General features: G+C 60.2%; 29 protein-coding genes and 1 pseudogene. 14 read left to right on the top strand and 16 right to left on the bottom strand.

Features of this window, described 5'->3' with window-relative positions; genetic code table 11:
* Positions 1–56 precede the first annotated feature (56 nt).
* The 9 genes from L6418_RS10170 (at position 57) to L6418_RS10130 (ending at position 8,388) form a co-directional block, all read left to right on the top strand.
* Complete coding sequence (locus L6418_RS10170; protein ID WP_237246809.1) at positions 57–1,004, top strand: ribose-phosphate pyrophosphokinase; 948 nt, start codon at positions 57–59, stop codon at positions 1,002–1,004.
* Between the two features lie 81 nt (positions 1,005–1,085).
* Complete coding sequence (locus L6418_RS10165) at positions 1,086–1,742, top strand: 50S ribosomal protein L25/general stress protein Ctc (RefSeq protein ID WP_237246808.1); 657 nt, start codon at positions 1,086–1,088, stop codon at positions 1,740–1,742.
* A 57-nt stretch (positions 1,743–1,799) separates the two neighbouring features.
* A complete protein-coding gene (gene pth, locus L6418_RS10160; RefSeq protein WP_237246807.1) occupies positions 1,800–2,378 on the top strand; it encodes an aminoacyl-tRNA hydrolase in 579 nt (192 codons plus the stop codon).
* A gap of 14 nt (positions 2,379–2,392) precedes the next feature.
* On the top strand, positions 2,393–3,484 hold the full coding sequence (gene ychF / locus L6418_RS10155; RefSeq protein WP_237246806.1) for a redox-regulated ATPase YchF: 1,092 nt from the start codon (positions 2,393–2,395) through the stop codon (positions 3,482–3,484).
* Between the two features lie 18 nt (positions 3,485–3,502).
* Positions 3,503–4,819, top strand: coding sequence for a leucine-rich repeat-containing protein kinase family protein (locus L6418_RS10150; protein WP_237248729.1), 1,317 nt, complete (start codon positions 3,503–3,505; stop codon positions 4,817–4,819).
* A 168-nt stretch (positions 4,820–4,987) separates the two neighbouring features.
* Positions 4,988–6,337 carry a DEAD/DEAH box helicase gene (locus L6418_RS10145; protein WP_237246805.1) on the top strand — a complete coding sequence of 450 codons (1,350 nt, stop codon included), beginning with the start codon at positions 4,988–4,990 and terminating at the stop codon, positions 6,335–6,337.
* A complete protein-coding gene (locus tag L6418_RS10140) occupies positions 6,334–6,906 on the top strand; it encodes a DUF1415 domain-containing protein (RefSeq protein WP_237246804.1) in 573 nt (190 codons plus the stop codon). Before L6418_RS10145 ends, L6418_RS10140 begins: the two co-directional genes overlap by 4 nt.
* A 109-nt stretch (positions 6,907–7,015) precedes the next feature.
* On the top strand, positions 7,016–8,008 hold the full coding sequence (locus L6418_RS10135; protein WP_237246803.1) for a serine/threonine protein kinase: 993 nt from the start codon (positions 7,016–7,018) through the stop codon (positions 8,006–8,008).
* Positions 7,996–8,388: a YchJ family protein gene (locus L6418_RS10130; protein ID WP_237246802.1), complete on the top strand. Its 393-nt coding sequence runs from the start codon at positions 7,996–7,998 to the stop codon at positions 8,386–8,388. The genes L6418_RS10135 and L6418_RS10130 overlap by 13 nt, the downstream gene beginning before the upstream one ends.
* A gap of 62 nt (positions 8,389–8,450) precedes the next feature.
* On the opposite strand, the pseudogene L6418_RS10125 reads toward L6418_RS10130, so the two are convergent.
* The 12 genes and pseudogenes from L6418_RS10125 to L6418_RS10070 form a co-directional block, all read right to left on the bottom strand.
* Positions 8,451–8,585 (bottom strand): annotated as a pseudogene (locus L6418_RS10125) (methyl-accepting chemotaxis protein); the annotation flags it as partial.
* Between the two features lie 70 nt (positions 8,586–8,655).
* On the bottom strand, positions 8,656–9,246 hold the full coding sequence (locus L6418_RS10120; protein ID WP_237246801.1) for a DNA-3-methyladenine glycosylase I: 591 nt from the start codon (positions 9,244–9,246) through the stop codon (positions 8,656–8,658).
* Positions 9,247–9,732: 486 nt separating this feature from the next.
* Positions 9,733–10,152 (bottom strand): hypothetical protein, encoded by a 420-nt coding sequence (locus tag L6418_RS10115; RefSeq protein WP_237246800.1) that lies wholly within the window; start codon positions 10,150–10,152, stop codon positions 9,733–9,735.
* Positions 10,149–10,820, bottom strand: coding sequence for an HNH endonuclease signature motif containing protein (locus L6418_RS10110; protein WP_237246799.1), 672 nt, complete (start codon positions 10,818–10,820; stop codon positions 10,149–10,151). Before L6418_RS10110 ends, L6418_RS10115 begins: the two co-directional genes overlap by 4 nt.
* A 71-nt stretch (positions 10,821–10,891) precedes the next feature.
* On the bottom strand, positions 10,892–11,293 hold the full coding sequence (locus tag L6418_RS10105; protein WP_237246798.1) for a hypothetical protein: 402 nt from the start codon (positions 11,291–11,293) through the stop codon (positions 10,892–10,894).
* Between the two features lie 243 nt (positions 11,294–11,536).
* Entirely contained in the window at positions 11,537–12,115 is a 579-nt protein-coding gene (locus L6418_RS10100; RefSeq protein WP_237246797.1) for a DUF924 family protein, read from the bottom strand.
* Positions 12,116–12,179: 64 nt separating this feature from the next.
* Positions 12,180–12,551, bottom strand: coding sequence for a VOC family protein (locus tag L6418_RS10095; RefSeq protein WP_237246796.1), 372 nt, complete (start codon positions 12,549–12,551; stop codon positions 12,180–12,182).
* A gap of 36 nt (positions 12,552–12,587) precedes the next feature.
* The gene (locus tag L6418_RS10090; RefSeq protein WP_237246795.1) at positions 12,588–13,256 is read right to left on the bottom strand and encodes a dihydrofolate reductase family protein; all 669 of its coding nucleotides are present in this window, start codon (positions 13,254–13,256) and stop codon (positions 12,588–12,590) included.
* Between the two features lie 172 nt (positions 13,257–13,428).
* Complete coding sequence (locus L6418_RS10085) at positions 13,429–13,875, bottom strand: SRPBCC family protein (protein WP_237246794.1); 447 nt, start codon at positions 13,873–13,875, stop codon at positions 13,429–13,431.
* A gap of 13 nt (positions 13,876–13,888) precedes the next feature.
* Complete coding sequence (locus tag L6418_RS10080) at positions 13,889–14,554, bottom strand: dihydrofolate reductase family protein (RefSeq protein WP_237246793.1); 666 nt, start codon at positions 14,552–14,554, stop codon at positions 13,889–13,891.
* Between the two features lie 40 nt (positions 14,555–14,594).
* On the bottom strand, positions 14,595–15,083 hold the full coding sequence (locus L6418_RS10075) for an SRPBCC domain-containing protein (protein ID WP_237246792.1): 489 nt from the start codon (positions 15,081–15,083) through the stop codon (positions 14,595–14,597).
* Positions 15,055–15,429 (bottom strand): helix-turn-helix transcriptional regulator, encoded by a 375-nt coding sequence (locus L6418_RS10070; protein ID WP_237246791.1) that lies wholly within the window; start codon positions 15,427–15,429, stop codon positions 15,055–15,057. Before L6418_RS10070 ends, L6418_RS10075 begins: the two co-directional genes overlap by 29 nt.
* A 147-nt stretch (positions 15,430–15,576) precedes the next feature.
* On the opposite strand from L6418_RS10070, the gene L6418_RS10065 reads away from it, so the two are divergent.
* The 3 genes from L6418_RS10065 to arfB are packed head-to-tail and all read left to right on the top strand — an operon-like array spanning position 15,577 to position 17,849.
* Positions 15,577–17,217 (top strand): peptide chain release factor 3, encoded by a 1,641-nt coding sequence (locus tag L6418_RS10065; RefSeq protein ID WP_237246790.1) that lies wholly within the window; start codon positions 15,577–15,579, stop codon positions 17,215–17,217.
* Entirely contained in the window at positions 17,217–17,432 is a 216-nt protein-coding gene (locus L6418_RS10060) for an RNA-binding S4 domain-containing protein (RefSeq protein WP_237246789.1), read from the top strand. The genes L6418_RS10065 and L6418_RS10060 overlap by 1 nt, the downstream gene beginning before the upstream one ends.
* Before the next feature lie 3 nt (positions 17,433–17,435).
* Positions 17,436–17,849, top strand: coding sequence for an alternative ribosome rescue aminoacyl-tRNA hydrolase ArfB (arfB, locus tag L6418_RS10055; RefSeq protein ID WP_237246788.1), 414 nt, complete (start codon positions 17,436–17,438; stop codon positions 17,847–17,849).
* On the opposite strand, the gene L6418_RS10050 is transcribed toward arfB, so the two are convergent.
* The 3 genes from L6418_RS10050 to L6418_RS10040 form a co-directional block, all read right to left on the bottom strand.
* Positions 17,846–21,505 carry an EAL domain-containing protein gene (locus L6418_RS10050; RefSeq protein WP_237246787.1) on the bottom strand — a complete coding sequence of 1,220 codons (3,660 nt, stop codon included), beginning with the start codon at positions 21,503–21,505 and terminating at the stop codon, positions 17,846–17,848. The genes arfB and L6418_RS10050 overlap by 4 nt on opposite strands.
* Positions 21,506–21,593: 88 nt before the next feature.
* Positions 21,594–22,304: a DNA alkylation repair protein gene (locus L6418_RS10045; protein ID WP_237246786.1), complete on the bottom strand. Its 711-nt coding sequence runs from the start codon at positions 22,302–22,304 to the stop codon at positions 21,594–21,596.
* Positions 22,304–23,800, bottom strand: a complete 1,497-nt coding sequence (locus tag L6418_RS10040; protein WP_237246785.1) for a helicase HerA-like C-terminal domain-containing protein — start codon at positions 23,798–23,800, stop codon at positions 22,304–22,306. Before L6418_RS10040 ends, L6418_RS10045 begins: the two co-directional genes overlap by 1 nt.
* 54 nt (positions 23,801–23,854) lie before the next feature.
* Between L6418_RS10040 and L6418_RS10035 the strand changes: the two genes are divergently transcribed.
* Together L6418_RS10035 and L6418_RS10030 are read left to right on the top strand one after the other, a co-directional pair.
* The gene (locus L6418_RS10035; RefSeq protein WP_237246784.1) at positions 23,855–24,046 is read left to right on the top strand and encodes a hypothetical protein; all 192 of its coding nucleotides are present in this window, start codon (positions 23,855–23,857) and stop codon (positions 24,044–24,046) included.
* Between the two features lie 32 nt (positions 24,047–24,078).
* Complete coding sequence (locus L6418_RS10030; RefSeq protein ID WP_237246783.1) at positions 24,079–24,297, top strand: hypothetical protein; 219 nt, start codon at positions 24,079–24,081, stop codon at positions 24,295–24,297.
* A gap of 69 nt (positions 24,298–24,366) precedes the next feature.
* On the opposite strand, the gene lipA is transcribed toward L6418_RS10030, so the two are convergent.
* A complete protein-coding gene (lipA, locus tag L6418_RS10025) occupies positions 24,367–25,302 on the bottom strand; it encodes a lipoyl synthase (protein WP_237246782.1) in 936 nt (311 codons plus the stop codon).
* Positions 25,303–25,452: the final 150 nt, after the last annotated feature.

Raw genomic sequence — 25,452 nt, 5'->3', positions numbered from 1 at the left:
TTCTTCAATCAAGTCGCGATGGGCGTTTGTGCCCATCCTAAATCTGCGAGGTACTCATGTCCGGCGACATGATGGTCTTCACCGGTAATGCCAATCCCAAGCTCGCGCAAGACGTAGCGAAGCACCTGCACATCCATCTCGGCCGCGCCAACGTCGGGCGATTCTCCGACGGCGAAGTGATGGTCGAGATCCTGGAGCATGTGCGCGGCAAGGACGTGTTCGTGCTGCAATCCACCAGTGCGCCGACCAACGACAGCCTGATGGAGGTGATGGTGATGGTGGATGCGCTGAAGCGCGCCTCCGCAGCCCGTATCACCGCAGCATTGCCGTATTTCGGTTATGCCCGCCAGGACCGCCGTCCGCGCTCCGCTCGCGTGGCGATCACCGCCAAGGTGGTGGCGGACATGCTGGTCGGCGTCGGCGTCGACCGCCTGCTGACCATGGACCTGCACTCCGACCAGATTCAGGGCTTCTTCGACATCCCGGTGGACAACATCTATGCCGCCCCCATCCTGCTGTCGGACGTGTGGAAGCAGAACTACGACAATCTGGTGGTCGTCTCGCCTGACGTGGGCGGCGTGGTGCGTGCACGCGCGCTGGCCAAGCGCCTGGAATCGGATCTGGCGATCATCGACAAGCGCCGTCCCAAGCCGAATGTGGCCAAGGTGATGAACATCATCGGCGATGTTGCGGGCCGCACCTGCATCATCATGGACGACATGGTGGATACCGCCAATACCCTGTGCGAGGCGGCCAATGCGCTGAAAGAGAAAGGCGCCGAGCGGGTGATCGCCTACTGTACGCACCCGGTGCTCTCCGGACCGGCGATCGAGCGCCTGGAAAAATCGGCAATCGACGAACTGGTGGTCACCGACACCATCCCGCTGCGCGAAGAAGCGCGCAACTGCAAGCGCATCCGCCAGCTGAGCGTGGCCGAACTGATGGCCGAGACCATGCGCCGCATCAATGCGGAAGAGTCGGTCAGTTCGCTGTTCATGGATTGATTTTTTGCGGTGGCCATGTCGGCTATCGCGCAACCCGAAGCCTCTGGTCGCGGAGTGCTTCACTAGAAGTGGAGAAGTAAAATGGCAATCGAAATCAGCGCAACAACACGCAAGGCGCAAGGAACGGGTGCGAGCCGCCGTCTGCGCAAGGCGAACCGCGTTCCCGGCATCGTTTACGGTACCGGCGAGGCAACCATGATCGAACTCGATCACAACACACTGTATTACGCACTGCGCAACGAAGCGTTCCACGCGTCCATCCTGTCGCTGGACCTGGACGGCAAGAAGGAATCCGTGCTGCTGCGCGACTTCCAGATGCACCCGTTCCGCCAGCAAGTGCAGCACATCGATTTCCAGCGCGTCGATGCGAAGAAGAAGATCCACATGAAGGTGCCGTTGCACTTCATCAATGCCGAAGTCGCTCCTGGCGTGAAGGTCGGTGGCGGTATCATCAGCCACGTGCTGAACGAACTGGAAATCGCCTGCTTGCCGGCGAACCTGCCCGCTTCCCTGGAAGTGGACCTGTCCGGCCTGGAGCTGGGGCACTCCATCCACGTGTCCGACATCAAGCTGCCCAAGGGCGTCGAAGTCGCCGGCCACCACCACGCCAGCGATGCCGTGGCGACGGTCACAGTGCCGCGCGGCCACGTTGAAGCCGCAGCCGAAGCCGCTGCCGCCGAAGCTGCCTCTGCAGCAGCAGCGCCTGCCGCTGCCGCCGCACCTGCTGCCAAGAAGTAAACTGCATCAGGAACAACCCGCCATGCGATTTAATGTTGCATGGCGGGTTTTTTCATTATGAGCGAACCGATCAAACTGATCGTCGGACTGGGCAATCCCGGTCGTGAATACGAAGCCACGCGCCACAACGCCGGGTTCTGGTGGGTGGACGAACTGGCTCGTCAGCACAACGCGAACTTCAAGGCCGACAACAAGTTCCACGGCCTGGTTGCGCGCGCCACGTTGCACGGACACGAGGTGCACCTGATCAAGCCGCAGACCTTCATGAACGTGAGCGGTCGTGCAGTGGCGGCGTTGGCGCTGTTCTACAAGATATTGCCGGACCAGATCCTGGTGGTGCATGACGAACTCGACCTGCCGCCGGGCAGTGCCAAGCTCAAGCTGGGCGGTGGCCATGGCGGGCACAACGGGCTGAAGGACATCATCGCGCAGCTCGGCACCAGGGATTTCTGGCGCTTGCGCGTCGGCATCGGCCATCCCGGCGATCGCGCCGAGGTCGTCAACTTCGTGCTGAATGCGCCGCGCAAGGAAGAACAGGTCTTGATCGATGCAGCGTTGCAGCGCGCGCAGGATGTCGCAGCATCCATCATCGAGGGAAAAATGGAAGCAGCGATGCTGAAGCTGCACAGCAACTAACCAAGGAAACAACCATGAGTCTCAAATGCGGTATCGTCGGTCTCCCCAACGTGGGCAAATCCACGCTGTTCAATGCGCTGACCAAAGCGGGCATCGCTGCGGAAAACTATCCCTTCTGCACCATCGAGCCTAACGTCGGCATCGTCGAAGTGCCCGATCCGCGCATGGACGAGCTGGCGAAGATCGTCAAGCCGCAGCGCATGCAGCCGGCCATCGTCGAGTTCGTCGACATCGCCGGTCTGGTTGCCGGCGCCTCCAAGGGCGAAGGCCTGGGCAACCAGTTCCTCGCCAACATCCGCGAGACCGATGCCATCGTCAACGTGGTGCGTTGTTTCGACGACCCCAACGTGGTGCATGTGGCAGGCAAGGTCGATCCCATCTCCGACATCGAAGTCATCCTCACCGAACTGGCGCTGGCCGACCTGGCCGTGGTGGAGCGCACCATCCAGCGCGACGGCAAAAAAGCCAAGTCCGGCGACAAGGATGCGCAGAAACTGGTGGCGGTGCTGGAGAAACTGCTACCGCACCTGAACGAGGGCAAGCCTGCGCGCACGTTCGGGCTGAGCGACGACGAGAAGCAGCTCATCAAGCCGCTGTGCCTGCTCACCATCAAACCGGCGATGTATGTCGGCAACGTGCTGGAGGACGGTTTCGAGAACAATCCGCATCTGGACAAGTTGCGCGAACACGCGGCGAAAGAGGGTGCACCGGTGGTGGCGCTGTGCGCCAAGATCGAAGCCGAGCTGGCCGATCTCGACGATGCCGACAAGAAGGAATTCCTCGCCGACCTCAGTCTGGATGAGCCCGGTCTGAACCGCCTGATCCGCACCGGCTACGACCTGCTCGGCCTGCAGACCTACTTCACCGCCGGCGTGAAGGAAGTGCGTGCCTGGACCATCCACAAGGGCGATACCGCGCCGCAAGCCGCTGGCGTGATCCACACCGATTTCGAGAAGGGCTTCATCCGCGCGCAGACCATCTCCTACGCCGACTTCATCGCCTGCGGCGGCGAAGCCGGTGCCAAGGAAAAGGGCAAGATGCGCGTGGAAGGCAAGGACTACGTCGTGCAGGACGGCGATGTGATGAACTTCCTCTTCAACGTCTAAGCAGTCCTGCGGTTGAACGTGCTGGAACAGTTGCGCGCCGGGAAACTGGCGGGAAGCGCGCGGCTCACCCTGTCGTGCGGCTTGCAGGAATTTCCGCGCGAGATTTTCGATCTCGCCGATACGCTGGAAATCCTCGACCTGTCGGGCAATGCGCTGTCATCGTTGCCCGACGATCTGCCCCGCTTGCGCAAACTGCGCATCCTGTTCTGCTCCAATAACCGGTTCACCGAACTGCCCGCAGTGCTGGGGCAGTGTCCGCAACTCGGCATGGTGGGTTTCAAGGCCAACCAGATTCGCAGCGTGCCTACCGTTGCACTGCCACCGGCGCTGCGCTGGCTGATCCTCACCGACAACCAGATCGCCGAACTGCCGTCCGAACTGGGACGATGCACGCAGCTGCAGAAACTCATGCTGGCGGGCAACCGACTGCACTCTTTGCCTGCCACGCTGGCAGCCTGCACCAGGCTGGAGCTGCTACGCATCGCCGCCAATCGATTGACTGAGCTGCCGGCTTGGCTGTTCGAACTGCCGCGGCTTTCCTGGCTGGCCTATGCGGGCAATCCGTTCTGCGAAAACCATGAGACTGCGGCGTTGCTGCACATGAATGTCGCCGGTATCGGCTGGGGCGAGTTGCAGCTGCAGCGCAAGCTGGGGGAGGGCGCATCCGGCGTGATTCACCGCGCGGTCTGGCAGCGCAACGCAAGCCGGCGCGATGTGGCGGTGAAACTGTTCAAGGGAGCCGTCACCAGCGATGGACTGCCGCACAGCGAAATGGCGGCTTGCATCCGTGCCGGCGAGCACCCGAATCTGATTGCGGTGCACGGCAGGATCGTCGATCACCCGGCGGCCAATGACGGGCTGGTGATGTCGCTGGTGACCGATGGCTTCGGGAATCTTGCCGGCCCGCCCAGCCTCGATTCCTGCACGCGCGACATCTATGCCGATGACGCCGCATTCAGCGTGAACACGGCCATTCGCATCGCCCTCGGTATCGCCTTGGCGGCGAGACACCTGCATGCGCAGGACATCATGCATGGCGACCTGTATGCGCACAACATACTTTGCACCCGGGAAGGCGAGACCTTGCTGGGCGATTTCGGGGCGGCATCGTTCATCGCGCCGGAAGACCGGCAGCGAGCCGAAGCATTGCAGCGCATCGAGGTGCGCGCATTCTCCTGCCTGCTGGAAGAATTGCTTGAGCGATGCAGTGCGGAAGCCGATCCGCACGGAAAACTTCCAGCACTCGTCGATCTGCAGTCCCGATGCGCCATGGCAAACAGCCAGGCTCGTCCGCTGTTTGCCGAAATAGAAAGCGAGTTGCTGGGATTGCGGTAACGCATGATGTAAAGAACATGCGCGCTGGATGTCTGTTACAATGCGCGCCGCAATATCGTTTCAGTCTAGTTATTGCCGCCGATTCCGGTTCGCAGCACTCACCTCATTCTGCCTCAGACTGGCGCTCATTCAGGGCGACAGGCCGTTTGTACCAAGAAAGAAAAATATATGTCATTTGCATCCCTCGGCCTGTCCGAAGAAATCGTCCGCGCCGTTTCCGAGCGCGGCTATACCGAGCCCACGCCCATCCAGGCACAGGCCATCCCCGTCATTTTGCAAGGCGGCGACCTGATGGGCGGCGCGCAGACCGGTACCGGCAAGACCGCCGGATTCACACTGCCGTTGCTGCAACGCCTCATGTCCAAGCCGGTTGCCGGCAAGGCGCACATCCGCGCGTTGGTACTTACGCCGACACGCGAGCTCGCCGCACAGGTGGAAGAGAGTGTGCGCGAATACGGCAAATATCTGCCGCTCAAATCCATGATGATGTTCGGCGGCGTCAACATCAATCCGCAGATCAAGCAGCTGCATGGCCGTGTCGACATCCTGGTGGCGACACCCGGGCGCCTGCTCGACCACCTGCAGCAAAAAACCGTGGACCTGTCGCATGTCGAGATCCTGGTGCTGGACGAGGCCGACCGCATGCTGGACATGGGCTTCATCCGCGACATCAAGCGCGTGCTGGCAGTGTTGCCGAAGCAACGCCAGAACCTGCTGTTCTCCGCCACCTTCTCCGACGAGATCAAGCTGCTGGCCGATGGCCTGCTGAACAACCCGGCGCTGATTGAAGTGGCGCGACGCAATGCGGCGAACGAATTGATCGAACAGCGCGTGTATCCGGTCGACCGTGAACGCAAGCGCGAACTGTTGACGCATCTCATCAAGGAGCACAACTGGTTCCAGGTGCTGGTGTTCACCCGTACCAAGCACGGTGCAAACCGGCTGGCCGAGCAGCTCGACAAGAGCGGCATCCCGGCGATGGCGATCCATGGCAACAAGAGCCAGGCCGCGCGTACGCGGGCACTGGCCGAGTTCAAGACCGCCAAGCTGCAGGTGCTGGTGGCCACCGACATCGCCGCGCGCGGCATCGACATCAGCGAACTGCCGCATGTGGTCAACTTCGAATTGCCCAACGTGCCGGAAGACTACGTGCACCGCATCGGACGTACCGGCCGTGCCGGCAGTAACGGCGAGGCGAGCTCGCTGGTATGCATCGACGAGAAGAAATTGCTGCATGACATCGAGCGCTTGATCAAGCGAGAGATCCCGGTGGTGAACGTGCCGGGCTTCGATGTCGATCCGACCATCAAGGCCGAGCCGATCATCAACGGCCAGAATCGCGGTCAGGGTGGACGCGGGCAAGGTCGCGGACAATCCGCGCCGCGCAGCGCTGGCGGACAGCCCCGCACCGGTGGCACACCGCGCACGGGCGGCGGCAAACCGGCGGGCGGATTCTCTGCCGGTCGTGGCGGCGCGCCGTCCTCCGCACAGCATCGCTCCGGCGGGCGCGGCCGATGAGCGCCGTTGTCAGCAACGAAGAAGCCATCGCTGCCACCCAGCTGTGGCTTGAGCGCGCCGTGATCGGCCTCAACCTGTGCCCGTTCGCCAAGGGCGTGCATGTCAGGAACCAGATACGCTTCGTGGTGAGCGCTGCGCAAACGCCGGAAGAGTTGCTGAGCGACGTGTTGAAGGAGCTGGAGTTGCTGGCTGAAACTGCCCGCGAAAAGATCGATACCACGCTGCTGATCCATCCGCACGTGCTGACTGATTTCCTCGATTACAACGATTTCCTCGAAGTGGTGGATGCGGCGCTGGAAGAAGTCGACCTGGCGGGCGAGCTGCAAGTGGCCAGCATGCACCCGCAATACCAGTTCGCCGATACCGAACCGGACGACATCAGCAATTACACCAACCGCTCGCCGTACCCGACGCTGCACCTGATCCGCGAAGTCAGCATTGACGAAGCTGTCGCTGCCTTCCCGGCGGCCGAGATGATCTTCGAGAAGAACATCGAGACCATGCGCAAGCTCGGCCACGAAGGCTGGGATGCCTTGGGGCTGGCCGAAGTGCAGCGGCACAAGAAATAGGATCCGTCACGCCGGCGCAGTTATCAATTGCAGTTGGTCTTGTCCTGCCTCGCAGGCTTTATTGATGGCAGGATTCCGGCCTGCGCCGGAATGACGTTATAGTGCCGACATGGATACCACCACCGACAATTTTTCATTCGCCGCCCTTACCCCCGACTGCGTCCTCAACGCGCTGGAGAGCATCGGCCTGCGTTGCGACGGACGCATGCTTGCGCTCAACAGCTACGAGAACCGCGTGTACCAGATCGGTATCGAAGACGATGTTCCGCTGATCGCCAAGTTCTATCGTCCAGCGCGCTGGACCGATCAGGCCATCCTGGAAGAGCACGCCTTTGTGCAAGAACTGGTCGAGCAGGAGATACCGGTCGTGCCTGCCCTGGCGGTCGATGGCAGGACCTTGCACCATTTCGATGGCTTCCGTTTTTCGGTCTTCGCCAGGCACGGCGGCCGTGCTCCCGAACTGGAAGATCGCGACACGCTGGAATGGCTGGGCCGCTTCCTTGGCCGCATTCATTCCGTCGGTGCGCTCAGGGATTACCAGCATCGTCCGGCGTTGAACCTCGACACTTTCGGCGAGGAGCCGCGCGACTATCTGCTGGCGAACGGATTCATTCCCGCAGACATCGATGCAGCTTATCGCAGCGTGGCGCAACAGGCGCTGGATGGCGTGCACCACTGTTTCGACCGTGCGGGAATGGTGAAACAGCTGCGCTTGCACGGCGACTGCCATGCCGGCAATGTGCTGTGGACGAAGGAAGGGCCGCATTTCGTCGATTTCGACGACAGCCGCATGGGGCCGGCAGTGCAGGACCTGTGGATGCTGCTTTCCGGCGAGCGCGAGGATCGCGTGCGGCAGATGGGGGACATCCTTGCCGGCTATGAGGATTTCTGCGAATTCGATGCGCGCGAGCTGCACCTGATCGAGGGACTGCGTACCCTGCGCCTCATCCATTACTCGGCATGGCTGGCCAGACGCTGGGAAGATGCCGCATTCAAGCAGGCGTTTCCGTGGTTCAACACCCAGCGTTACTGGCAGGATCGGATCCTCGAATTGCGCGAACAGATCGCGTTGATGGAAGAGGCGCCGCTGTGGCAAAACTGATCCCGGCCTGTCCGTGCGGCAAAGGCAGGGCCTATGCCGACTGCTGTGCTCCGTGCATTGAACAGGGTGCGGCCGCGCCAAGCGCAGAGGCGCTGATGCGTTCGCGCTACACCGCCTATACCCTGTTGCGCGAAGACTACCTGTTGGCTACCTGGCATCCCTCCACGCGTCCCGCATCGCTGGGTCTGGCAGAGGAGGTGCCGGCCAAGTGGCTAGGCCTGGAAATAAAACATTGCGAACAGCAGGATGCCGACCATGCCATCGTCGAGTTCGTTGCGCGCTACAAGGTCGGCGGCCGTGCGCACCGGCTGCATGAAACGAGCAACTTCGTGCGCGAGGACGGGCGCTGGTTCTATGTGGATGGCGTGATCGAACAGTGAAGCGGCCGTTCCGCCGCGCCGGACCGGCGGGGCGGGTATCAGACCACGAATCTCGTCGTGGTATCGTTCAGGTCCTGTGCCGCCTGTTCCGACAGTTTCCTGACTTCGTCCGCCACCGCCGCGAACTCCCGCCCCTGTTCGCCGGCGCGCGCGGCTTCAATCGCCGCATTGAGTGCCAGCAGGTTGGTCATCGACGATGGTCGGCCGCCTATAGTCTCGGATATCGGCATTAATCTCAGGGGCTTTAGGACAAGCTGCCTGGGATGGCTAGGAGAGGGCGATGATCTCCGCCCTGCGGAAACAATCCATTGCGTGGTCGTTCACCATGCCCGTAGCCTGCATGTGCGCGTAGCAAATGGTGGAGCCCACGAATTTGAAGCCGCGCCGGAGGAGGTCCTTGCTCAGGGCATCGGATTCCGGACTGGTCGCCCGGTAGTCTGCTGGCGTGAGTATCCTGTTCACGATGGGTTTGCCACCGACGAACTGCCAGATGTAGGCATCGAAGCTGCCGAATTCCTGCTGCACCTCCAGGAAACGCTGTGCGTTGTTGATCGCAGCCAGGATCTTGGCGCGGTTGCGGATGATCCCGGCGTCTCCCAAAAGGCTTTCGACCTTACGCTCGTCGTACCTTGCGACCTTGTGCGGATCGAAGCCGTCGAACACGGCGCGATAGTTCTCCCGTTTGCGCAGTACGGTGTACCAGCTTAGCCCCGCCTGGGCCGCTTCCAGTGTCAGGAACTCGAACAGGAGCCGGTCGTCGTGCACCGGCACGCCCCATTCCTTGTCGTGATATTCGACGTAATCGGGCTTGCCCAGATCGACCCAATGGCAACGACACGGTTCTATTGTTTGTTTCATATCCGCCTATATTTGCCAGAATGGCTGGGAGTGGTATGACGAACTCTACAGCATTTTCGCGCATGCGAATTGGCAGCACTCAGCTCGGCCCGGGATTTGTTTTTCTTCGATTGAAAACGCTTTGAGAGATTTCTGTTTCTCGGCCATTGCGGACAGCACATCATCTATTGTTCTGGCAGCTTTGGCGACCAAAGCAGACACCAACGTTCAATGTAAGGGGCATCCCCTTGATGGAGGGGCTAGGTCTGACTCCTCCACAGCGGCGTAAGCGCATTCATGCATCTGAGTGGTCTTGAGGCGAACTCGACTTCTGTAAGCATAGTCAGGTGAACGGGGGCTCCATAGATTCTTGTTGCGTTTTCAAGCGCAGTCCGTAGATCGTAGAATGCCGCAAGCGCTACTGTCGGTTCGACCTTAACTACAGCAAGGATGTCTATGTCGCGGAACGGCTCACCGCGAAAGGCTGACCCGAAACCGTATACGGCCTCAAGCCTGTTCTCTGCTGAGGTGATAGATTGGATTGCCATCCTTGTCACGCTGGTGATAAGCCCAATACTCAGTGGCCCACAGCGCTCCTGACATTTCATTGGTGACATAAAGACCAATACCTTCCGAAAGACAGAACTGTTTTGCCTGTTCTGTATAGCCGCACCATCCGCCTCCAATATAAATGATTGAAGGTTTTCCGAATTCATGAATCACGCGTTGCACGGCAGTAAGGCCCATCGTGTACTCATTCAAACAGACAACCGAGAGGTGATCCTTCTGCTGTTTTCGGTCAAGTTCGAAGACAAGATCGTCGTGCCGAGTTAGCGTTCCACAGTTTCCGTGAGTACGCAAAAGCCTCTCAAGCCAAGAAATCTGGGCAAAGCTTACGTCCCAACTATTGCTTCCATTCTGGCTCATGACAGCATTGCTTTCTCGAAATCTACGGGAAACATTGGGTAGGAATCCAGTCGTGTGTATTGATGCTTCTCAAAGGCTTGCGCGTGAATCTTGAACTGGAAGAACGATGCAGTTTCAGTTGAGTTCAATAACGTGATATTAGCTTCGACTGCGTTAATGATCTTGGTGTTGTTCGGAACGATTGTGTCTAGCTTCCGCAGCGCCCAGACCTCGTGCATGTTAGAACCTGGATCGGCCTGAGCGACTAGGGACTTCGGCCCAAGGTTAGACCACAAGGTCTTGTTCTCGTAGAGTAGACGAGCGACATAGGTCTTCAGCTCCGCCACGCTCTGAAACTTTAGCGCTGTCCCGTTAGAGCGGACGCTACTTTCGTGATCTTGCTTCCACTGGTGGAGCATGGCGACTGAGTAAGTCCCCGCAGGTGCCTTGTCTACGGTGCGGTGGCAAGTCGGGCAGAGCAAGACCAAATTCTCATACTCATCGCTTCCATCAGTGCCAACACCGCGTGGACCAGTTGGGCTGCTGGCTATGACATGTGCCATCTCGCCAACATTAAAGCCGCGGCCATCCTCCAAGAGGACCGTGAGGTCGGTGCGGCAAGTTGGATTGGAGCAGGTGCCTGCCGCGCGGCCCCACAAGAGCTTGACTGTGTTGTCGCTAATCGCCACGGGTGAGGTGTCCTGTTAGACCTAACGTAGAAGTAACCGGCCTGCGCGGCTTTCTGCTGCCGGGTTGGAGGTCACTTGCCCTCCCGTAGGAACTGCTTAAACGACTTAGTGCGAGATGACTTTCGCACGACAAAGACCTCCTGGTTTTCGAATTCACTGAACGCCGAATAGCACTCAAGAAGGTCTGTGCTGACACCAAGTACCGTGGCTACGGCAGCTTTTGCATCATTGGGGATTTTGTTGTCGGCAGGAAATTTGTTGGGATGAAGCCGATGGCCTGTTGCAGTCCACGAGACTTGGCGACCGCCCGGAAGGTCGCAGTGGCCATGAATTTCACCACCTTGAAAATGCGGCTGATGTCTATGGGCAGTGTAATTCCCGACGGTCTTTTGTGTGGCCTCTGTCAGCCGCTGAAAGACCGGGCCGCTCTCGGCAAGTTCAATGATTACCCGAATGGGCGAAGCGTTAGGCATGAGACCCCCACAGTTAATAGACTGATTCGCCGGTCCTTACTATTAAGAATAGTGAGGCGCACATATTTTCATAACCAATTGATACATTAGAACCCCCACTGTTTTGTCTATCCGCATATGCATAATAGTACGGACAAATGCGTATGTCTCCAACTGACCGATAGCGGAAGCAGCTCACCCCCATCCTGAACTTCCGCTATGGCCAAAATCCCGCCCTGGCGAGTATCCTGGATAAGCAGCTTGTCAGCCTCCGAATCGAGCCCCGGGTTGTTTCAGGAACTCGATCTCCTGAGGTGTCGATGTGCGGCCGAATGCCTTGTTGCGATGAGGGAAGCGGCCGAAGCGCTTGACGACTTCCCAGTGCTTGACGGCGTATTCGTAGGCCATGGCCATCCCCGGCAGGTCGCGGATGTTGCCGAACAGTTCCAGCGCCTGTTCCTGATCGGCAAGATCTTCGCTGTGTTCGAACGGCAGATAGGCGAATAATCGTTGACTGGGCGTATAGCCTTTATCGAAGCCATGTTCGACCAGATGGCGCGCCACTGGCAGTGCGAGGTCGCCATCCCGGTAGCCGCGCGCCTCGCCACGGAAGATCATCAGCGGGAACTGGTCGAGCAAAACGATCAACGCCAGGCAGGAATCGGGTGTATTCCGCCAGTGGTCGAATTCCCCGCGTTCGGCGCGTTCCACCTGCGGCAGGAAGCGCTCGTGCACTTCCGCGTCGACGTGCGCACTGCCGGCGAACCAGAGTTCGCGCTGGCGGCGCGCGGCATCGCTGCCGTCGCCGAACCAGTAGTCCAGCACTGCCTGATAGTCTTCCATGTCCTCCCTCCGATCGGTCGGCCAGGAGTGGGTAACTGGCCTCTGTCTGTTACTGAGATTGTTGTTATTGCATCGAGTGCAGCCCGACCATGTTGCCTTCGGTGTCATACGCCAGTGCAATGAAGCCATATGGTCCGATGGACATCTTGTCCTTGAAGATGCGGCCACCTGCCTTGGCAATACGCGATGCCTCCACTGCACAATTCTCGCAGATGAAATAGATGATCGTGCTGTTGCCGCCCGAGGGCATGCCTTCCATTTTCACCAGGGAGCCTCCGGCTCCGAAACGGTCCGTATCCATCGGGAAGCTCCACATTTCAGTTTCGGGATTCTCGATCTTTTCCAGCTTGAGCTGGAGCACGGTCTCGTAGAAGCGTTTCGCACGCGGCATTTCCTGCACATAGATCTCGAACCAGTTGACGGGATTGTGTTTCATGATGCGCTCCTTTTGGCTGACGATTCCCTGCTTTGCTCACCACGTCCCTTTTTTCATGCTTTTGCGTCGTGCCAATTCCTTTTCGCTCGGCTCGCCATTCACGAACGAACCTGGCCGGATATCGCCTTCTGGTATATACGTGCTCATCACCACACCCGTAGTCGAAACTTGCGAGCGAATCAGCTTGAGCGCGGAGGGCTTGGCAGTCCCGTCAAAAAGGCGCTTGCCCCGTCCCAGTACCACGGGGAAGGTCCACACGTTGTATTCGTCTATCAGTGAAGCGGCCTGTAGGGTATGGATCAGATTGCCGCTGCCGATGATTTGCAGGTCGGGGCCCGGTTGGGATTTGAGGGCTATTATTGCTTGGACCACATCCCCCCGGAGCAGGGTCGAGTTGTTCCACTGGAGCGCCGTCAACGTGCGCGAGGCAACGTATTTTTTCGCCGCATTGAGCGTTTTCGCGATCGGATCGTCCTCGGGCTGATATGGCCAGTACGCTTCGAATATCTCATAGGTCCTGCGGCCGAGCACCAGTTCTCGATCCTTGCCGTCGAAGCCGGCGGCTGAGAGGTCCATGCTTTCATCCGCGTAGCGGAACATCCACCCCCCAAAGGTGAAACCGCCAGTCGGGTCTTCCTCCGGTCCGCCGGGTGCTTGCATGATGCCGTCAAGCGAAACGAATGTGGATGCAATGAGTCTTCTCATGGCTCTCTCCTTGTCCGGGGAATCACTTTCGCTCATACGCCCGCATGAGCGCAGCGACATCGAATTTCTTCATCTTGAGGAATGCCTGCGTCACGCGTGCGCGCTGTTGCGGCGAACCACAGATGGGGCGCGATGTTCTGCATGGCGTTACCTCCCGAGTGGTGTTGTTGCATCAATCCGGAATGTCCGGCTCGACCAGTTGTGCAAGCTGCATGAGCGATTCCTGCCAGCCGAGGTGGCAGGCTTCCGGCGGGATCATCCCGGGTACGCCCTCCTGCACGATGTTCAACTCGGTGCCGCACGACACCGGCTTGAACGTGATGGTCGTCGTCATTTCTCCCGGCAGGTTGGGATCGTCGAATTCGTCGGTGTGGCGGATGCGCTCGTTCGGCACGAGTTCGAGATACTTGCCACCAAAGGAATGGCCGTTGCCGGTGGAGAAATTCGCGAACGACATCTTGTAGCCGCCGCCGACCTTCGCCTCAAGGTGATGGACCTTGCAGGTGAAGCCATACGGGGGCAGCCACTTGGCCAGCGCATCGGCATCGAGAAACGCGCGGTAGATCTTTTCGGGTGTGGTCTTGAGTACCCGGTGAAGCTTGATGGTGTTGGTTGCCATGATCCCTCCGGTTCTATTTGACTGCTGGTTTGCGGGTGTGCCGCAGTACGACGTGGGTGGCTTTCTCGGTGGGCATAAACTGGACGCATTCGTAACCCAGCGCGCGCATGTCCAGCCCGGCAAACAGGGGTTCCCCCCTGCCCAGCAGTGCCGGTCCAATGGCAATGTGCATCTCGTCGATCAGGCCAGCTTCGAGGTATTGGCGGATGGTGTTCGCGCCGCCGCCGATGCGCACATCCTTTCCCGCAGCGGCCGCGCGCGCCCGGTCCAGCGCCTCGCGGATGCCGCCGGTGACGAAGTGAAAGGTGGTGCCGCCTTCCATCGTGATGTCAGGGCGTGCGTGATGTGTCAGTACGAACACCGGCACGTGGTAGGGCGGGTTGTTACCCCACCAGCCTTTCCAGTCCATGTCGGGCCACGGGCCGCGTATCGGACCGAACATGTTGCGCCCAAGTATCCAGGCGCCCACATTGTGAAAGCCGCGCGCGGCGATATCGTCGTCGACCCCGGTTGTGCCGCCCTCGGCACCGAGCACGTTTTTCTGGAAGGTCCGGGTCGGGAAAAACCACTGATGCAACTCGCGCCCGCCGACGCCCAGCGGATTATTGATGTCCTGGTCCGGCCCCGCGCCGTAGCCATCCAGCGAAATCGAGAAACTCTCCACTCTGACTTTGCTCATGTATTTCTCCTTATGATCTGGCGGTTTGAAGACGGGATTGCTATGTGTGCAAGGTATCTGCCAGGCGGCCCAGCGCGTCTTCCCAGCTGACGACAAAACGGGCGGCAGAGGCAGCCTGCTTGCGTTCCTCACTGGCAAAGCGGGTGTGCAGGGTCAGCAGCGTCTTGCCGGCCTGCTCCGCAAAACTGACCGTCACCGTGGCACGTGGCGGGATGCCTGCCCCGCAGGGATGACCCTCCGCGGCTTCGCCTTCATACACGATGCGTTCGGACTCGACGATTTCGCGGAACGTGCCGATGCACGGATACACCTTGCCGTCCGGCGCGCGCATCTCCAGATGGAAACGTCCGCCTACCCGCAGATCGCTTTCGCACGTTTCGTTGTTGAAGCCCGCCGGTCCCCACCATTGCATGATGTGTCCGGAGTCGGTCCATGCTGCCCATACCAGTTCGCGCGGTGCGTCGAAGACGCGCTTGATGACGATCTCGCGGCCGGCAATGCTATTTGCGCTTTGTGCTGGTGCGTCCATTCTTCTCCTTTTGGGATTTGTCGGCGGCTTGCAACTTCTGAAGGTAGTTGTCGAGGCGATCGAACCTTTGTTCCCAGAACTGGCGGTACTGCTCGATGAAACCGGCAGCTTCCTGCAACGGCGCGGCCTCCAGTTTGCAGGGGCGCCACTGTGCCTGGCGGCCCTGGGTGATGAGTCCCGCACGTTGCAATACCTTGAGGTGCTTGGTGATGGCAGGCGGGCTGATCGAGAAGGGGGCGGCCAGTTCGGCGACGGAGGTTTCGCCCAGCGCCAGCCGCGCGAGGATGGCGCGGCGCGTCGGGTCGGCGAGGGCGGCAAAGGTGGTGCTGAGCCTGTCGGCGGGCATTCTCGTTCCAGTTTTATAATTAACCGTTTGGTAAATTACGCTTGTGCGCCATTGCTTGTCAAGCATCCCCCGCGCCGGCACCGGCGGCAGTTAGACAATCCCTCGCTAAGCCATTAGACTTGCGCACTTTTTTGACAGGCAAGCACCATGTCCGCTGACATCGAACCGACATCGAATGAACCTGCCGCCGTGCCCAGCGACAAGATCGCGCGCGAAGTGGCGCGCCGCCGCACGTTCGGCATCATTTCCCACCCCGACGCCGGCAAAACCACGCTCACCGAAAAACTGCTGCTGTTCTCCGGCGCGATCCAGCTGGCCGGTGCGGTGAAAGCGCGCAAGAGCGGACGCCATGCGACTTCCGACTTCCTCGAGATCGAGAAGCAGCGCGGCATCTCGGTGGCCAGCTCGGTGATGCAGTTCGAGTACCGCAACCATGTGGTGAACCTGCTCGACACGCCCGGTCACCAGGATTTCTCCGAAGACACCTACCGCGTGCTCACCGCGGTGGACTCGGCATTGATGGTGATCGACGCCGCCAAGGGCGTGGAAGCGCAGACCATCAAGCTGCTGGACGTGTGCCGCATGCGCGATACGCCCATTGTCACGTTTATGAACAAGATGGACCGCGAGGTGCGCGATCCGCTGGAGTTGCTGGACGAGGTCGAGTCGGTGCTGAAGATCCAGTGTGCGCCGGTGACCTGGCCGCTGGGCATGGGCAAGAGCTTCCGCGGCGTGTACCACTTGTTGCGCGACGAGATCCTGCTGTTCACGCCGGGCGAGGAACGCGCCGACGGCGAGGTGGAGATCATCAAGGGCATCGACAACCCCATCCTGGCCGAACGCTTCCCGCTGGAGATCGAGCAACTGAAGATGGAAGTGGAACTGGTGCATGGTGCATCGCATCCTTTCGACCTGCAGGCCTTCCTGGCCGGCAAGCAGACGCCGGTGTTCTTCGGCTCGGCCATCAACAACTTCGGCGTGCGCGAGATTTTGAACGCGCTGCTGGAATGGGCACCCGCGCCGCGCGAGCGCGATGCCTCGGTGCGCAAGGTCGATCCGAACGAACCGAAGTTCTCCGGCTTCGTGTTCAAGATCCAGGCCAACATGGATGCCAACCACCGCGACCGCATCGCCTTTCTGCGCGTGTGCTCCGGCCATTTCGAGCGCGGCATGAAGATGAAGCACCTGCGCATCGGCAAGGAAATCCGCGTGTCGAGCGTGGTGACGTTCATGGCGTCGTCGCGCGAACTGGTGGAAGAAGCCTACGCGGGCGACATCATCGGCCTGCCCAACCACGGCAACATGCAGATCGGCGACAGCTTCTCCGAAGGCGAGCTGCTGCAATTCACCGGCATTCCGTATTTCGCGCCGGATCACTTCCAGACCGTGCGCATCCGCAACCCGATGAAGGTGAAGCAGTTGCACAAGGGCTTGCAGCAATTGGGCGAAGAAGGCGCGGTACAGGTGTTCAAGCCGCTGGACGGTGGCGACCTCATCCTCGGTGCAGTCGGCATGCTGCAGTTCGACGTGGTGGCCAGCCGTCTGGCTGGCGAATACGGCGTTGACGCGATGTTCGAAGGCAGTTCGGTGAGCACCGCGCGCTGGGTGACTTGCGACGACGCGAAGATATTCGCCGACTTCCAGAAAGCGCTGTCGCACAACCTTTCCATCGACGCGGCGGGCAACCTTGCTTATCTCGCGCCGAACAAGGTGAACCTCAATCTGACGCAGGAGCGCTGGCCCAAGGTTGTCTTCCATGCGACGCGCGAGCACGCGGTCAAACTCTGATGCAACGAATCGATTTCCATCTGCGCGGCGATTTCATCGAGCTGAACCAGTTGCTCAAGCTGGCAGGGGTCTGTGCCAGCGGCGGGGCAGGCAAGATGCTGGTGGCCGAGGGCGTGGTGTCCGTCGATGGAAAAATCGAGCTGCGCAAGACTGCCAAGATCCGTGCCGGGCAGGTGGTCATGCTGGGCGATGCGCAGATACGGGTGATGGCCTGAGCCATGTTGTACATCGCCCACAACGTCGTCATCCCCGAACGCGAGGTTGAACTGACGGCGGTGCGAGCGCAGGGGGCGGGTGGCCAGAACGTGAACAAGGTGTCGAGCGCGGTGCATCTGCGTTTCGATATCGCTGCCTCATCGTTGCCGCAAGGATTCAAGGAGCGCCTGCTGCAGCTCAATGACCAGCGCATCACCAGGGATGGGGTGGTCATCATCAAGGCGCAGGAATTCCGCAATCAGGAACAGAACCGCAATGAAGCGCTGCGGCGTTTGAAGGCATTGCTGCAGTCGGTGGCGGTGCCGCCGAAGCAGCGCATCGCCACCAGGCCTACGCGCAGTGCACAAAGACAGCGTGTCGAGAGCAAGGTCAAGCGCGGGGCGATCAAGAGCCTGCGCGGCAGGGTGGTCGATTAGGCCGTGACGGTATCGTTCAGGTAGCGGTCGAAGTCTTCCGCCGACATCGGTTTTGCGAACAGGTAGCCTTGTCCGTAGTCGCAACCTGCGGCGAGCAGCATGTCGCGCTGCTCTGCAGTCTCCACCCCTTCGGCCACGACTTTCATGCCCAGCTTGTGCGCCATGACGATGATCGCTTCGGCGATGGCCTGATCGCCCGGATTCGTCACCATGTCACGCACGAACGACTGGTCAATCTTGAGGTAATCGATGTCGAAGCGCTGCAGGTAGGACATCGCGGAGTAGCCGGTACCGAAATCGTCGAGCGAGACCTGGATGCCGGCATCGCGGAATGCCAGCAGTTTCTCCTGCACCTCGGCGCGGTCGTCCATCAGCAGGCCTTCGGTGATCTCCACCACAATGCAGCTCGGCGGGATGTCGAGGGCGCGCAGCCAGTTGAGCAGGCTCAGGTTGCTGTCGCCGGTGATGAACTGGCGCGGCGACTTGTTGACACTGATCTGCATCGCCGACAGGCGCCGGTCCTCGCTGGAACACCATTGCTTGGCCTTTAGTGCGGCTTGGCGGAATACCCAGTCGCCGATATCGTTGATGAGCCCGATCTCTTCCGCCATGGGGATGAAGACGGCGGGGCTGACGAAGCCGAGTTTGGGGTGGTGCCAGCGCAACAGGGCTTCCGCCTTGGCGGGCAAGCCACTGCCCAATTCGATGATGGGCTGATAGTAGAGTTCGAACTGTCCGCTGTCGAGCGCGCGGCGCAGGTCGTTGCTGAGTTTCATGCGGGTCAGCGCGGCTTCCTGCATCGATGCGGTGAAGTAGCTGTACTGGTTGCGCCCCCTGGCTTTGGCGACATACATCGCCTGGTCCGCGTTCTTCAGCAGCGAAGACAGGTCGGTCGCATCCTGCGGGTAGAGCGTGATGCCGATGCTGGCCGATACATAGGTGCTGGTTTCACCGAGCATGAAGGGCTTGGACAGGACCTGGATGATGGTGTCGGCCAGTGCGCCAAGCCGCTTCGGATCGGCCAGTCCGGGCAGGATGATGGTGAACTCGTCGCCGCCCAGCCGTGCCAGCGTGTCTGATTCGCGGATGCATCCGGCAATGCGCTTGGATGCCTGCATCAGCAGATTGTCGCCCGCTTCATGTCCCAGCGTATCGTTCACTTCCTTGAAGTGGTCGAGGTCGATGAACATCAGCGCGAGCGAATGCTGGTCACGCCCTTCGCGCTTTATCTCCTGCATCAGCCGGTCATGGAACAGGCGGCGGTTGGGCAAGCCGGTGAGGATGTCGTAGTTGGCCTGGCGCCAGATGATCTCCTCGCTGCGTTTCTTGTCGGTGATGTCGGAGAAGATGGCGATGCGCTGGCGCACCTCGCCGTTTTCGTCATGTACCGTATTGATGGTCAGCCATTCGGAATAGATCTCGCCGTTCTTGCGGCGGTTGACGATCTCGCCCTGCCAACTGCCCAGTGTCTGGATGGTGGACCACATCGCCCGGTAGAAATCCTTGCCTTGCTGTCCCGAGCTTAGCAGCTTGGGGTCGCGGCCGATGGCTTCCTGCGCCTCGTATTGCGTGATCCGGGTGAAAGCGGGGTTGACCGCAACGATCCTGTTGTTCGAATCGGTGATGATGATGGCTTCGGGGCTGGCCTGGAACACGGTCGAGGCGAGTTGCAGCTCATCCTCGTCCAGTTTGCGTTCGATGGCGATGCCGATGATCTTGGCCATCTCCTCGATGAGGCGGATCTGCGACTTGCTGGGAGAGGCAATCTGCCGCTGATACAGGGCAAGCGTCCCCAGCACGCTGCCTTTGGACGAGAATACCGGCTCGGACCAGCAGGACGCCAGGCCGGCCTGCGCCGCCAGGTCCTTGTAAGGCGCCCAGTTGGGATGGCTCTGGATATCGGAAACGATGGTACGCATGCCGGTCGCGGCAGCGTGGCCGCATGAACCGTGCCCGATGCCGATCTTGAATCCATGCACCGCCTGGTTGAAGAAGTCGGGGAAGCTGGGGGCGGCACCGACCAGCAGGTGCCGGCCATCCTTGTCCAGCAGCAGGATGGAACACAACACCTGCGGTTGTTCCGTTTCTACCTGGTGCACGATGGCATCGAGGATGTCCTTCAGCTCCCGGCCCCGTGCCAGCATTTCCAGCACTTCGCTGCGGATATGTTCGCGGTGCAGCGCGCGTTCGCGCTCGGTCACATCGATGACGACGGAATAGAGCAGATCCTTGCCGTGGTAGTTGACGTGCCCGGAGTGCACCTCGACTTCGCGGATCTCGCCCGACGCCAGTCGATTCCGGAAATGGAAGACCTGGCGGTGTTCGCGCAGGGCGAGTTCCAGTTCCTGTTTCAGCAATTCCGGCGTCATGGTGTAGATGTCGGTGATGCGCATCTTGAGCAATTCTTCCACCGGCCAGCCGTAATAGGCAGCCGCAGCGGGATTGGCATCCACGATGGCGTTGTTCGACGGGTCGATCAGCAGCTTGACCGCGGTGTTGTTGGTGAACATCGAACGATACAGCGCCTTGTCCTCGCGCAGGATCTCCTCATCGTGCAGCAGCTGCTTCTGCAGATGGTTGAAGCTGGTTTGCAGCTTCCGGATCTCCGCGCTTCCTTCCAGCGGGATGCGGCGCAACGGCGGAAGCACGCCGCTGGCGAGCTTTTCGATCAGCTCCGCCGATCTGGACAGCGGGGAGAGTTCGTGGCGCAGGAACAGCCACAGCAGTGCGATGCCGCACAGGGAGACGATGGTCGCCACTTCGATCGCTTCGTTGCGGATGTGGGTGATGCGCTCGAACGCCAGGGAAGTCGGCATGTGGCTCATGACGAACCAGTCAGCGCTGGGGATGTATTTGGCGGACGTGAGTTCCTCGATGCCCTGGGCGTTGGTCGTGATGCCGGAACCCTCGAATCCTTTCAGGTAGCGGTCCAGCATCTGGTCGGTGCCGGGGGCGGGCAGCGGCTGCAAAGTGAGGATGTGTTCGGTGTCGGCAACGACCAGTTTGTCGCGCGGGGAGACGATCAGGTAAGCCCTGCCATTGGGATGCGTCTTGAGTTCGAAGCCGCTCAGCAGATTGTTGTCGCTCAGGCTGGTCTCGCCGGCGAGGACGCCGGCGATGCGTTTGTGCCGGTCAAAGATCGGTACGGCGATGACCAGGCGCGGATATTTCACGAAGCGTCCGAGGCTGGGTTTGGAGATGGCCGGCATTCCGGTAGCGATCACCTGATGATAGTAGTCGGTCCGGGAATAATCTGCGCCTGCCCTGCCGTCGGCTTGGGGGAAATCGGCAATGCCGCGCCCGTCCCCGGAAATGACGACTACCCCCAGGGTGCACAGCTTGTAGATGGCCTTGCGCCCGGCCAGAAAGGAGTAGAGGTGTGTGCGGTCGCCCATGAGTTCCGGCGTGATGGAACTGGCCACCAGTTCGAGCGAGTCCACGCGCAGCCTGAGGCCGCTGTCGATATGTTCTGCCATGAAGGTAGCTTCGGAGAATTGCTGCCTGGATAAGGAGACGACCAGTTCTTCGCGGATATGGGACGAGAACTTGTAGGTGATCACGCCGATCGAGAGCAGGAACAGGCCGAGGGTGAACGATGTCACCTTGGCTTTCAGGCTCAGATTTTGCAGTGCGCGGAACATGCTGTGACTCGCCATCCTTCCTGCTTGCAGCACATCGTGTTCTTGTTATGTTGCTTCAGCGTTTCCGGCCGGATGTATCTTGATTTGCTGCCTCGGCGGGATTCTACACCTTTCCGTGCAGGTAGTTTTTGCGTGCCGGCTCCGGAAAGCGCTCGATGGCGTAGCGCAACATGGTGCGGGGCATGTCGCGGTAATGCCGTTTCAGGAAACTTTCCTCGGCAGCCATGTCGCGCTTGCCCACTTCGCGCAACATCCAGCCTGTCGCCTTGTGCAGCAGGTCGTGCTCGTCCTGCAGCAGCATCTCTGCAATGCGCAAGGTGTCGGTGAAATCGTGCAGGCGGATGAAATGGAAGGTGGCAACGATGGCGATGCGTTTCTCCCACAGCGAGGCCGATCCTGCCAGCCGGTACAGCACCTTGCGCGGGCGATCCTGCAGATGGCGGCCGACGATGTGCGGCGCGCTGACGTCGACCAGGTCCCAGTTGTTGATGCGGTGCGTGTGCGCCAGGTAGAGGTCGTAGGCGGCAACCTGGTCTTGATCCTGCCTGCGTCGGTAGAACTGCATCAGCAGCAACAGCGCGAACAGGCGTTCTTCGTGGTAGCGCGAATGCAGCAGAGTGGAGATGGTTGCGAGGTCGGTATCGGTATGGTGTTTGGCCAGCGCACGCATCGGCGGCACCTTGATGCCGAGGAACACGTCGCCCTCGCCATATTGCCCCGGCGCCGTCTTGAAGAAGCGCTGCAGGATGGCCGCCGTCTCGGGCGAGGCGAGGGCGCGCAGTTCTTTGCCGATCGCAGTGGCCGACGCTGCCATTACTTGCGCCGGCTGTTGCCGCTACCCATCAGCGATCCCATCACGCCGCGCACCAGTTGCCTGCCGAGTTCCGCGCCGACGGTGCGTACCACGCTCTTGACCAGCGCTTCTCCCACGCTCTGGCGGCGGGTGGCCGTGTCGCCACCGAAGATGCTGCCCAGCATGCCGCCGAGTCCCGCACCTGCTGTTGCGGAGGAGGGGGTATCCCCCTGTTTCTGCGCCGTGCGCCCCTTGAGTTTTTCATAGGCGGATTCGCGGTCGATGACTTGTTCGTAATGCCCTGCCAGCAGCGAGGACTGGATGATGGCCTGACGTTCGGCGTCGCTGATCGGACCGATCTGCGCCTGCGGCGGCACGATGAAAGCGCGTTCCACGATCTGCGGGCTGCCTTTCTCGTCCAGCAGCGATACCAGCGCTTCTCCCACGCCGAGTTCGGTGATGACGGCGGCTTCGTCCAGTTTTGGGTTGTCGCGCATGGTCTCGGCGGCGGCGCGCACGGCCTTCTGGTCGCGCGGCGAGAAAGCGCGCAAGGCATGCTGCACGCGGTTGCCAAGCTGGCCTAGGATCTTGTCCGGCACGTCCATCGGGTTCTGCGTGACGAAGTAAACGCCCACGCCCTTGGAACGGATCAGGCGCACCACCTGTTCGATCTTGTCGATGAGTGCAGCGGGCGCGTCGTTGAACAGCAGGTGCGCCTCGTCGAAGAAGAACACCAGCTTGGGCTTGTCGAGGTCGCCCGCCTCCGGCAGGTGCTCGAACAGCTCGGACAGCAGCCACAGCAGCAGCGTCGAATATACCTTGGGCGCCTGCATCAGCTTGTCGGCGGCGAGGATGTTGACCATGCCCGCGCCCTTGCTGTCGGTCTGCATCAGGTCGTCGATGTTGAGCATCGGTTCGCCGAAGAACTGTTCCGCGCCCTGGCTTTCCAGTTCCAGCAATCCGCGCTGGATCGCACCGATGCTGGCGGTGGAGATATTGCCGTATTCGGTGGTGTAATCCTTGGCGTTGTCGCCGACGTGCTGCACCATGGCGCGCAGGTCCTTGAAGTCGAGCAGCAGCAGTCCGCTGTCGTCGGCGATTTTGAACACCAGCGTCAGCACGCCCTGTTGCGTGTCGTTCAGATTCAGCATGCGTCCCAGCAGCAGCGGTCCCATGTCGGACACCGTGGCGCGCACCGGATGGCCCATCTTGCCGAACACGTCCCAGAACGTCACCGGATAAGCGCGGTGCGAGTAGTCGGCCAGCTTCAGCTGCTTGATGCGTGCCTCGACTTTGGCGCTGCTTCCGCCGATTTTTGCGATACCCGAAAGGTCGCCCTTGATGTCGGACATGAACACCGGCACGCCGATGGTGCTGAACGACTCCGCCAGCGATTGCAGGGTGACGGTCTTGCCGGTTCCCGTCGCGCCGGTGATGAGGCCGTGGCGATTCGCCATCTGTGGCAACAGCAATAGTTCTGTCTTATCGTTCTTCGCGATGAGCAACGGTGCGGTCATTGTGTATCGGTTCCTTGAGGGTGACGGTGAATTGAGTGGATGGGGAGCTGATGTTTGCAAGTGGTGCCGTGGCAATATTCCGGTCCGGGCATTATCGCGGCAGATGTCGGCTGCCGCAATCTTGCCGCGCACCGCCGGCACAGCGATTGCGGCCGGCATCGATTTCCTCGCATCTTTAAAAATTTCAAAAAAACCACTAAAGTTGTCGCCGTTCTTGCCGATAAACAAAACAGCAGACAGCGGTAATCCTGTCCGAGGTGGTGATAAAGGAGGTTGGTATGGCAGTCAACTCATTGAATTCTGGAAGTAATTATACTTATGTGTCGCAGGTGCAGCCGCAGCCGCAAACGCAGGCTGAACGCGCAACCGAGGTGGAGAACGACAAAGACAACGACGACAGCAGAAAGGCTGCCGCCGCCGCTGCCAGCAAGCAGCTTCAGCCCACCGTCAACACCAATGGGCAGGCGATAGGGGCGATCATTAACGTCAAAGCCTGACGACTCATTGCAGGCATAAAAAACGGGCGCAGCCAGAAGGCTGCGCCCGTTTGCTTTTCTGCCGGTTAGTTACACGCCGGCCTGCTCCGCTTGTATGTCGGCGAAATAGCTGCTGCGGACCATCGGTGCGCAGGCGGCATGCGAAAACCCCATTTTTTTTGCCGCATCCTCGAACATCGCGAACGTTTCCGGCGGCACATAACGCAACACCGGCAGGTGTCCATCGGAAGGTTGCAGGTATTGGCCCAGCGTGAGCATCTCGACATCGTGCTCGCGCAGGTCGCGCATGACTTGCAGCACTTCTTCATCGGTCTCGCCCAGACCGAGCATCAGCCCGGATTTGGTCATCACCTGCGGGAAGCGCGCCTTGAATTGCTTGAGCAGCTTGAGCGAGTGTGCATAGTCCGCCCCGGGGCGTGCCAGAGGATACAGGCGCGGCACGGTTTCCAGATTGTGGTTCAGCACGTCGGGCAATTCGCTGGCGAGGGCATCCAGGGCGATATCCAGGCGTCCGCGGAAATCAGGCACCAGCGTTTCCAGTTTGGTGCCGGGCGACGATGAGCGGATGGCGCGCAGGCATGCGGCAAAATGTTGCGCGCCACCATCGCGCAGGTCATCCCTGTCGACGCTGGTGATGACAACGTACCGGAGTTTGAGCAAGCCGATGGAATGGGCCAGGTTGCCGGGCTCATTGGCATCGGGCGGCAGCGGTTTGCCGTGCGCCACGTCGCAGAAGGGGCAACGGCGGGTGCAGATGTCACCCAGAATCATGAAGCTGGCGGTGCCTTTGCCGAAACATTCTCCGATGTTGGGGCAGGAGGCCTCTTCGCATACGGTATGCAACTGGTGCTCGCGCAGCATGCGCTTCACTTCGTGATAGCCGGCGCCGCTGCCTGATTTGACGCGTATCCACTGCGGCTTGCGCAAGCGCTCCTGCAAAGGCACGATCTTGATGGGGTTGCGAGCGGTTTTTGCCGCTCCGGTCTGTTTGTTGGTGTCGTTCATGGCGTGGATTGTAAAACATCCGGATGCGCTGGCTGGTTCTAATAAGTCATCAAGCCCTGTAGCATGTGCGGATATGTAATACCCAACTATAAAGGTATGGTATATTGCATGCCAGTGGCTACGCCATTTTTCCTTTACCAACATAGATCA

Origin of the sequence: Sideroxyarcus emersonii (genome assembly GCF_021654335.1) — a bacterium.
GTDB lineage: Bacteria > Pseudomonadota > Gammaproteobacteria > Burkholderiales > Gallionellaceae > Sideroxyarcus > Sideroxyarcus emersonii.
The sequence above is the reverse complement of the archived record's forward strand: the minus strand, read 5'-3'. Positions and strand labels throughout refer to the sequence as shown.

Excerpts from the sequence above, each read along its gene's own strand:
- arfB (WP_237246788.1), top strand. The coding sequence starts at position 17,436 with ATGTTGTACATCGCCCACAACGTCGTCATCCCCGAACGCGAGGTTGAA.
- L6418_RS10120 (WP_237246801.1), bottom strand. The coding sequence starts at position 9,246 with ATGAAACAAACAATAGAACCGTGTCGTTGCCATTGGGTCGATCTGGGC.
- L6418_RS10065 (WP_237246790.1), top strand. The coding sequence starts at position 15,577 with ATGTCCGCTGACATCGAACCGACATCGAATGAACCTGCCGCCGTGCCC.
- L6418_RS10040 (WP_237246785.1), bottom strand. The coding sequence starts at position 23,800 with ATGACCGCACCGTTGCTCATCGCGAAGAACGATAAGACAGAACTATTG.
- ychF (WP_237246806.1), top strand. The coding sequence starts at position 2,393 with ATGAGTCTCAAATGCGGTATCGTCGGTCTCCCCAACGTGGGCAAATCC.
- L6418_RS10085 (WP_237246794.1), bottom strand. The coding sequence starts at position 13,875 with ATGGCAACCAACACCATCAAGCTTCACCGGGTACTCAAGACCACACCC.
- L6418_RS10135 (WP_237246803.1), top strand. The coding sequence starts at position 7,016 with ATGGATACCACCACCGACAATTTTTCATTCGCCGCCCTTACCCCCGAC.
- pth (WP_237246807.1), top strand. The coding sequence starts at position 1,800 with ATGAGCGAACCGATCAAACTGATCGTCGGACTGGGCAATCCCGGTCGT.
- L6418_RS10095 (WP_237246796.1), bottom strand. The coding sequence starts at position 12,551 with ATGAAACACAATCCCGTCAACTGGTTCGAGATCTATGTGCAGGAAATG.
- L6418_RS10080 (WP_237246793.1), bottom strand. The coding sequence starts at position 14,554 with ATGAGCAAAGTCAGAGTGGAGAGTTTCTCGATTTCGCTGGATGGCTAC.
- L6418_RS10090 (WP_237246795.1), bottom strand. The coding sequence starts at position 13,256 with ATGAGAAGACTCATTGCATCCACATTCGTTTCGCTTGACGGCATCATG.
- L6418_RS10075 (WP_237246792.1), bottom strand. The coding sequence starts at position 15,083 with ATGGACGCACCAGCACAAAGCGCAAATAGCATTGCCGGCCGCGAGATC.
- L6418_RS10045 (WP_237246786.1), bottom strand. The coding sequence starts at position 22,304 with ATGGCAGCGTCGGCCACTGCGATCGGCAAAGAACTGCGCGCCCTCGCC.
- L6418_RS10165 (WP_237246808.1), top strand. The coding sequence starts at position 1,086 with ATGGCAATCGAAATCAGCGCAACAACACGCAAGGCGCAAGGAACGGGT.
- L6418_RS10145 (WP_237246805.1), top strand. The coding sequence starts at position 4,988 with ATGTCATTTGCATCCCTCGGCCTGTCCGAAGAAATCGTCCGCGCCGTT.
- L6418_RS10070 (WP_237246791.1), bottom strand. The coding sequence starts at position 15,429 with ATGCCCGCCGACAGGCTCAGCACCACCTTTGCCGCCCTCGCCGACCCG.
- L6418_RS10170 (WP_237246809.1), top strand. The coding sequence starts at position 57 with ATGTCCGGCGACATGATGGTCTTCACCGGTAATGCCAATCCCAAGCTC.
- L6418_RS10115 (WP_237246800.1), bottom strand. The coding sequence starts at position 10,152 with ATGAGCCAGAATGGAAGCAATAGTTGGGACGTAAGCTTTGCCCAGATT.
- lipA (WP_237246782.1), bottom strand. The coding sequence starts at position 25,302 with ATGAACGACACCAACAAACAGACCGGAGCGGCAAAAACCGCTCGCAAC.
- L6418_RS10060 (WP_237246789.1), top strand. The coding sequence starts at position 17,217 with ATGCAACGAATCGATTTCCATCTGCGCGGCGATTTCATCGAGCTGAAC.
- L6418_RS10050 (WP_237246787.1), bottom strand. The coding sequence starts at position 21,505 with ATGGCGAGTCACAGCATGTTCCGCGCACTGCAAAATCTGAGCCTGAAA.
- L6418_RS10030 (WP_237246783.1), top strand. The coding sequence starts at position 24,079 with ATGGCAGTCAACTCATTGAATTCTGGAAGTAATTATACTTATGTGTCG.
- L6418_RS10100 (WP_237246797.1), bottom strand. The coding sequence starts at position 12,115 with ATGGAAGACTATCAGGCAGTGCTGGACTACTGGTTCGGCGACGGCAGC.
- L6418_RS10140 (WP_237246804.1), top strand. The coding sequence starts at position 6,334 with ATGAGCGCCGTTGTCAGCAACGAAGAAGCCATCGCTGCCACCCAGCTG.
- L6418_RS10105 (WP_237246798.1), bottom strand. The coding sequence starts at position 11,293 with ATGCCTAACGCTTCGCCCATTCGGGTAATCATTGAACTTGCCGAGAGC.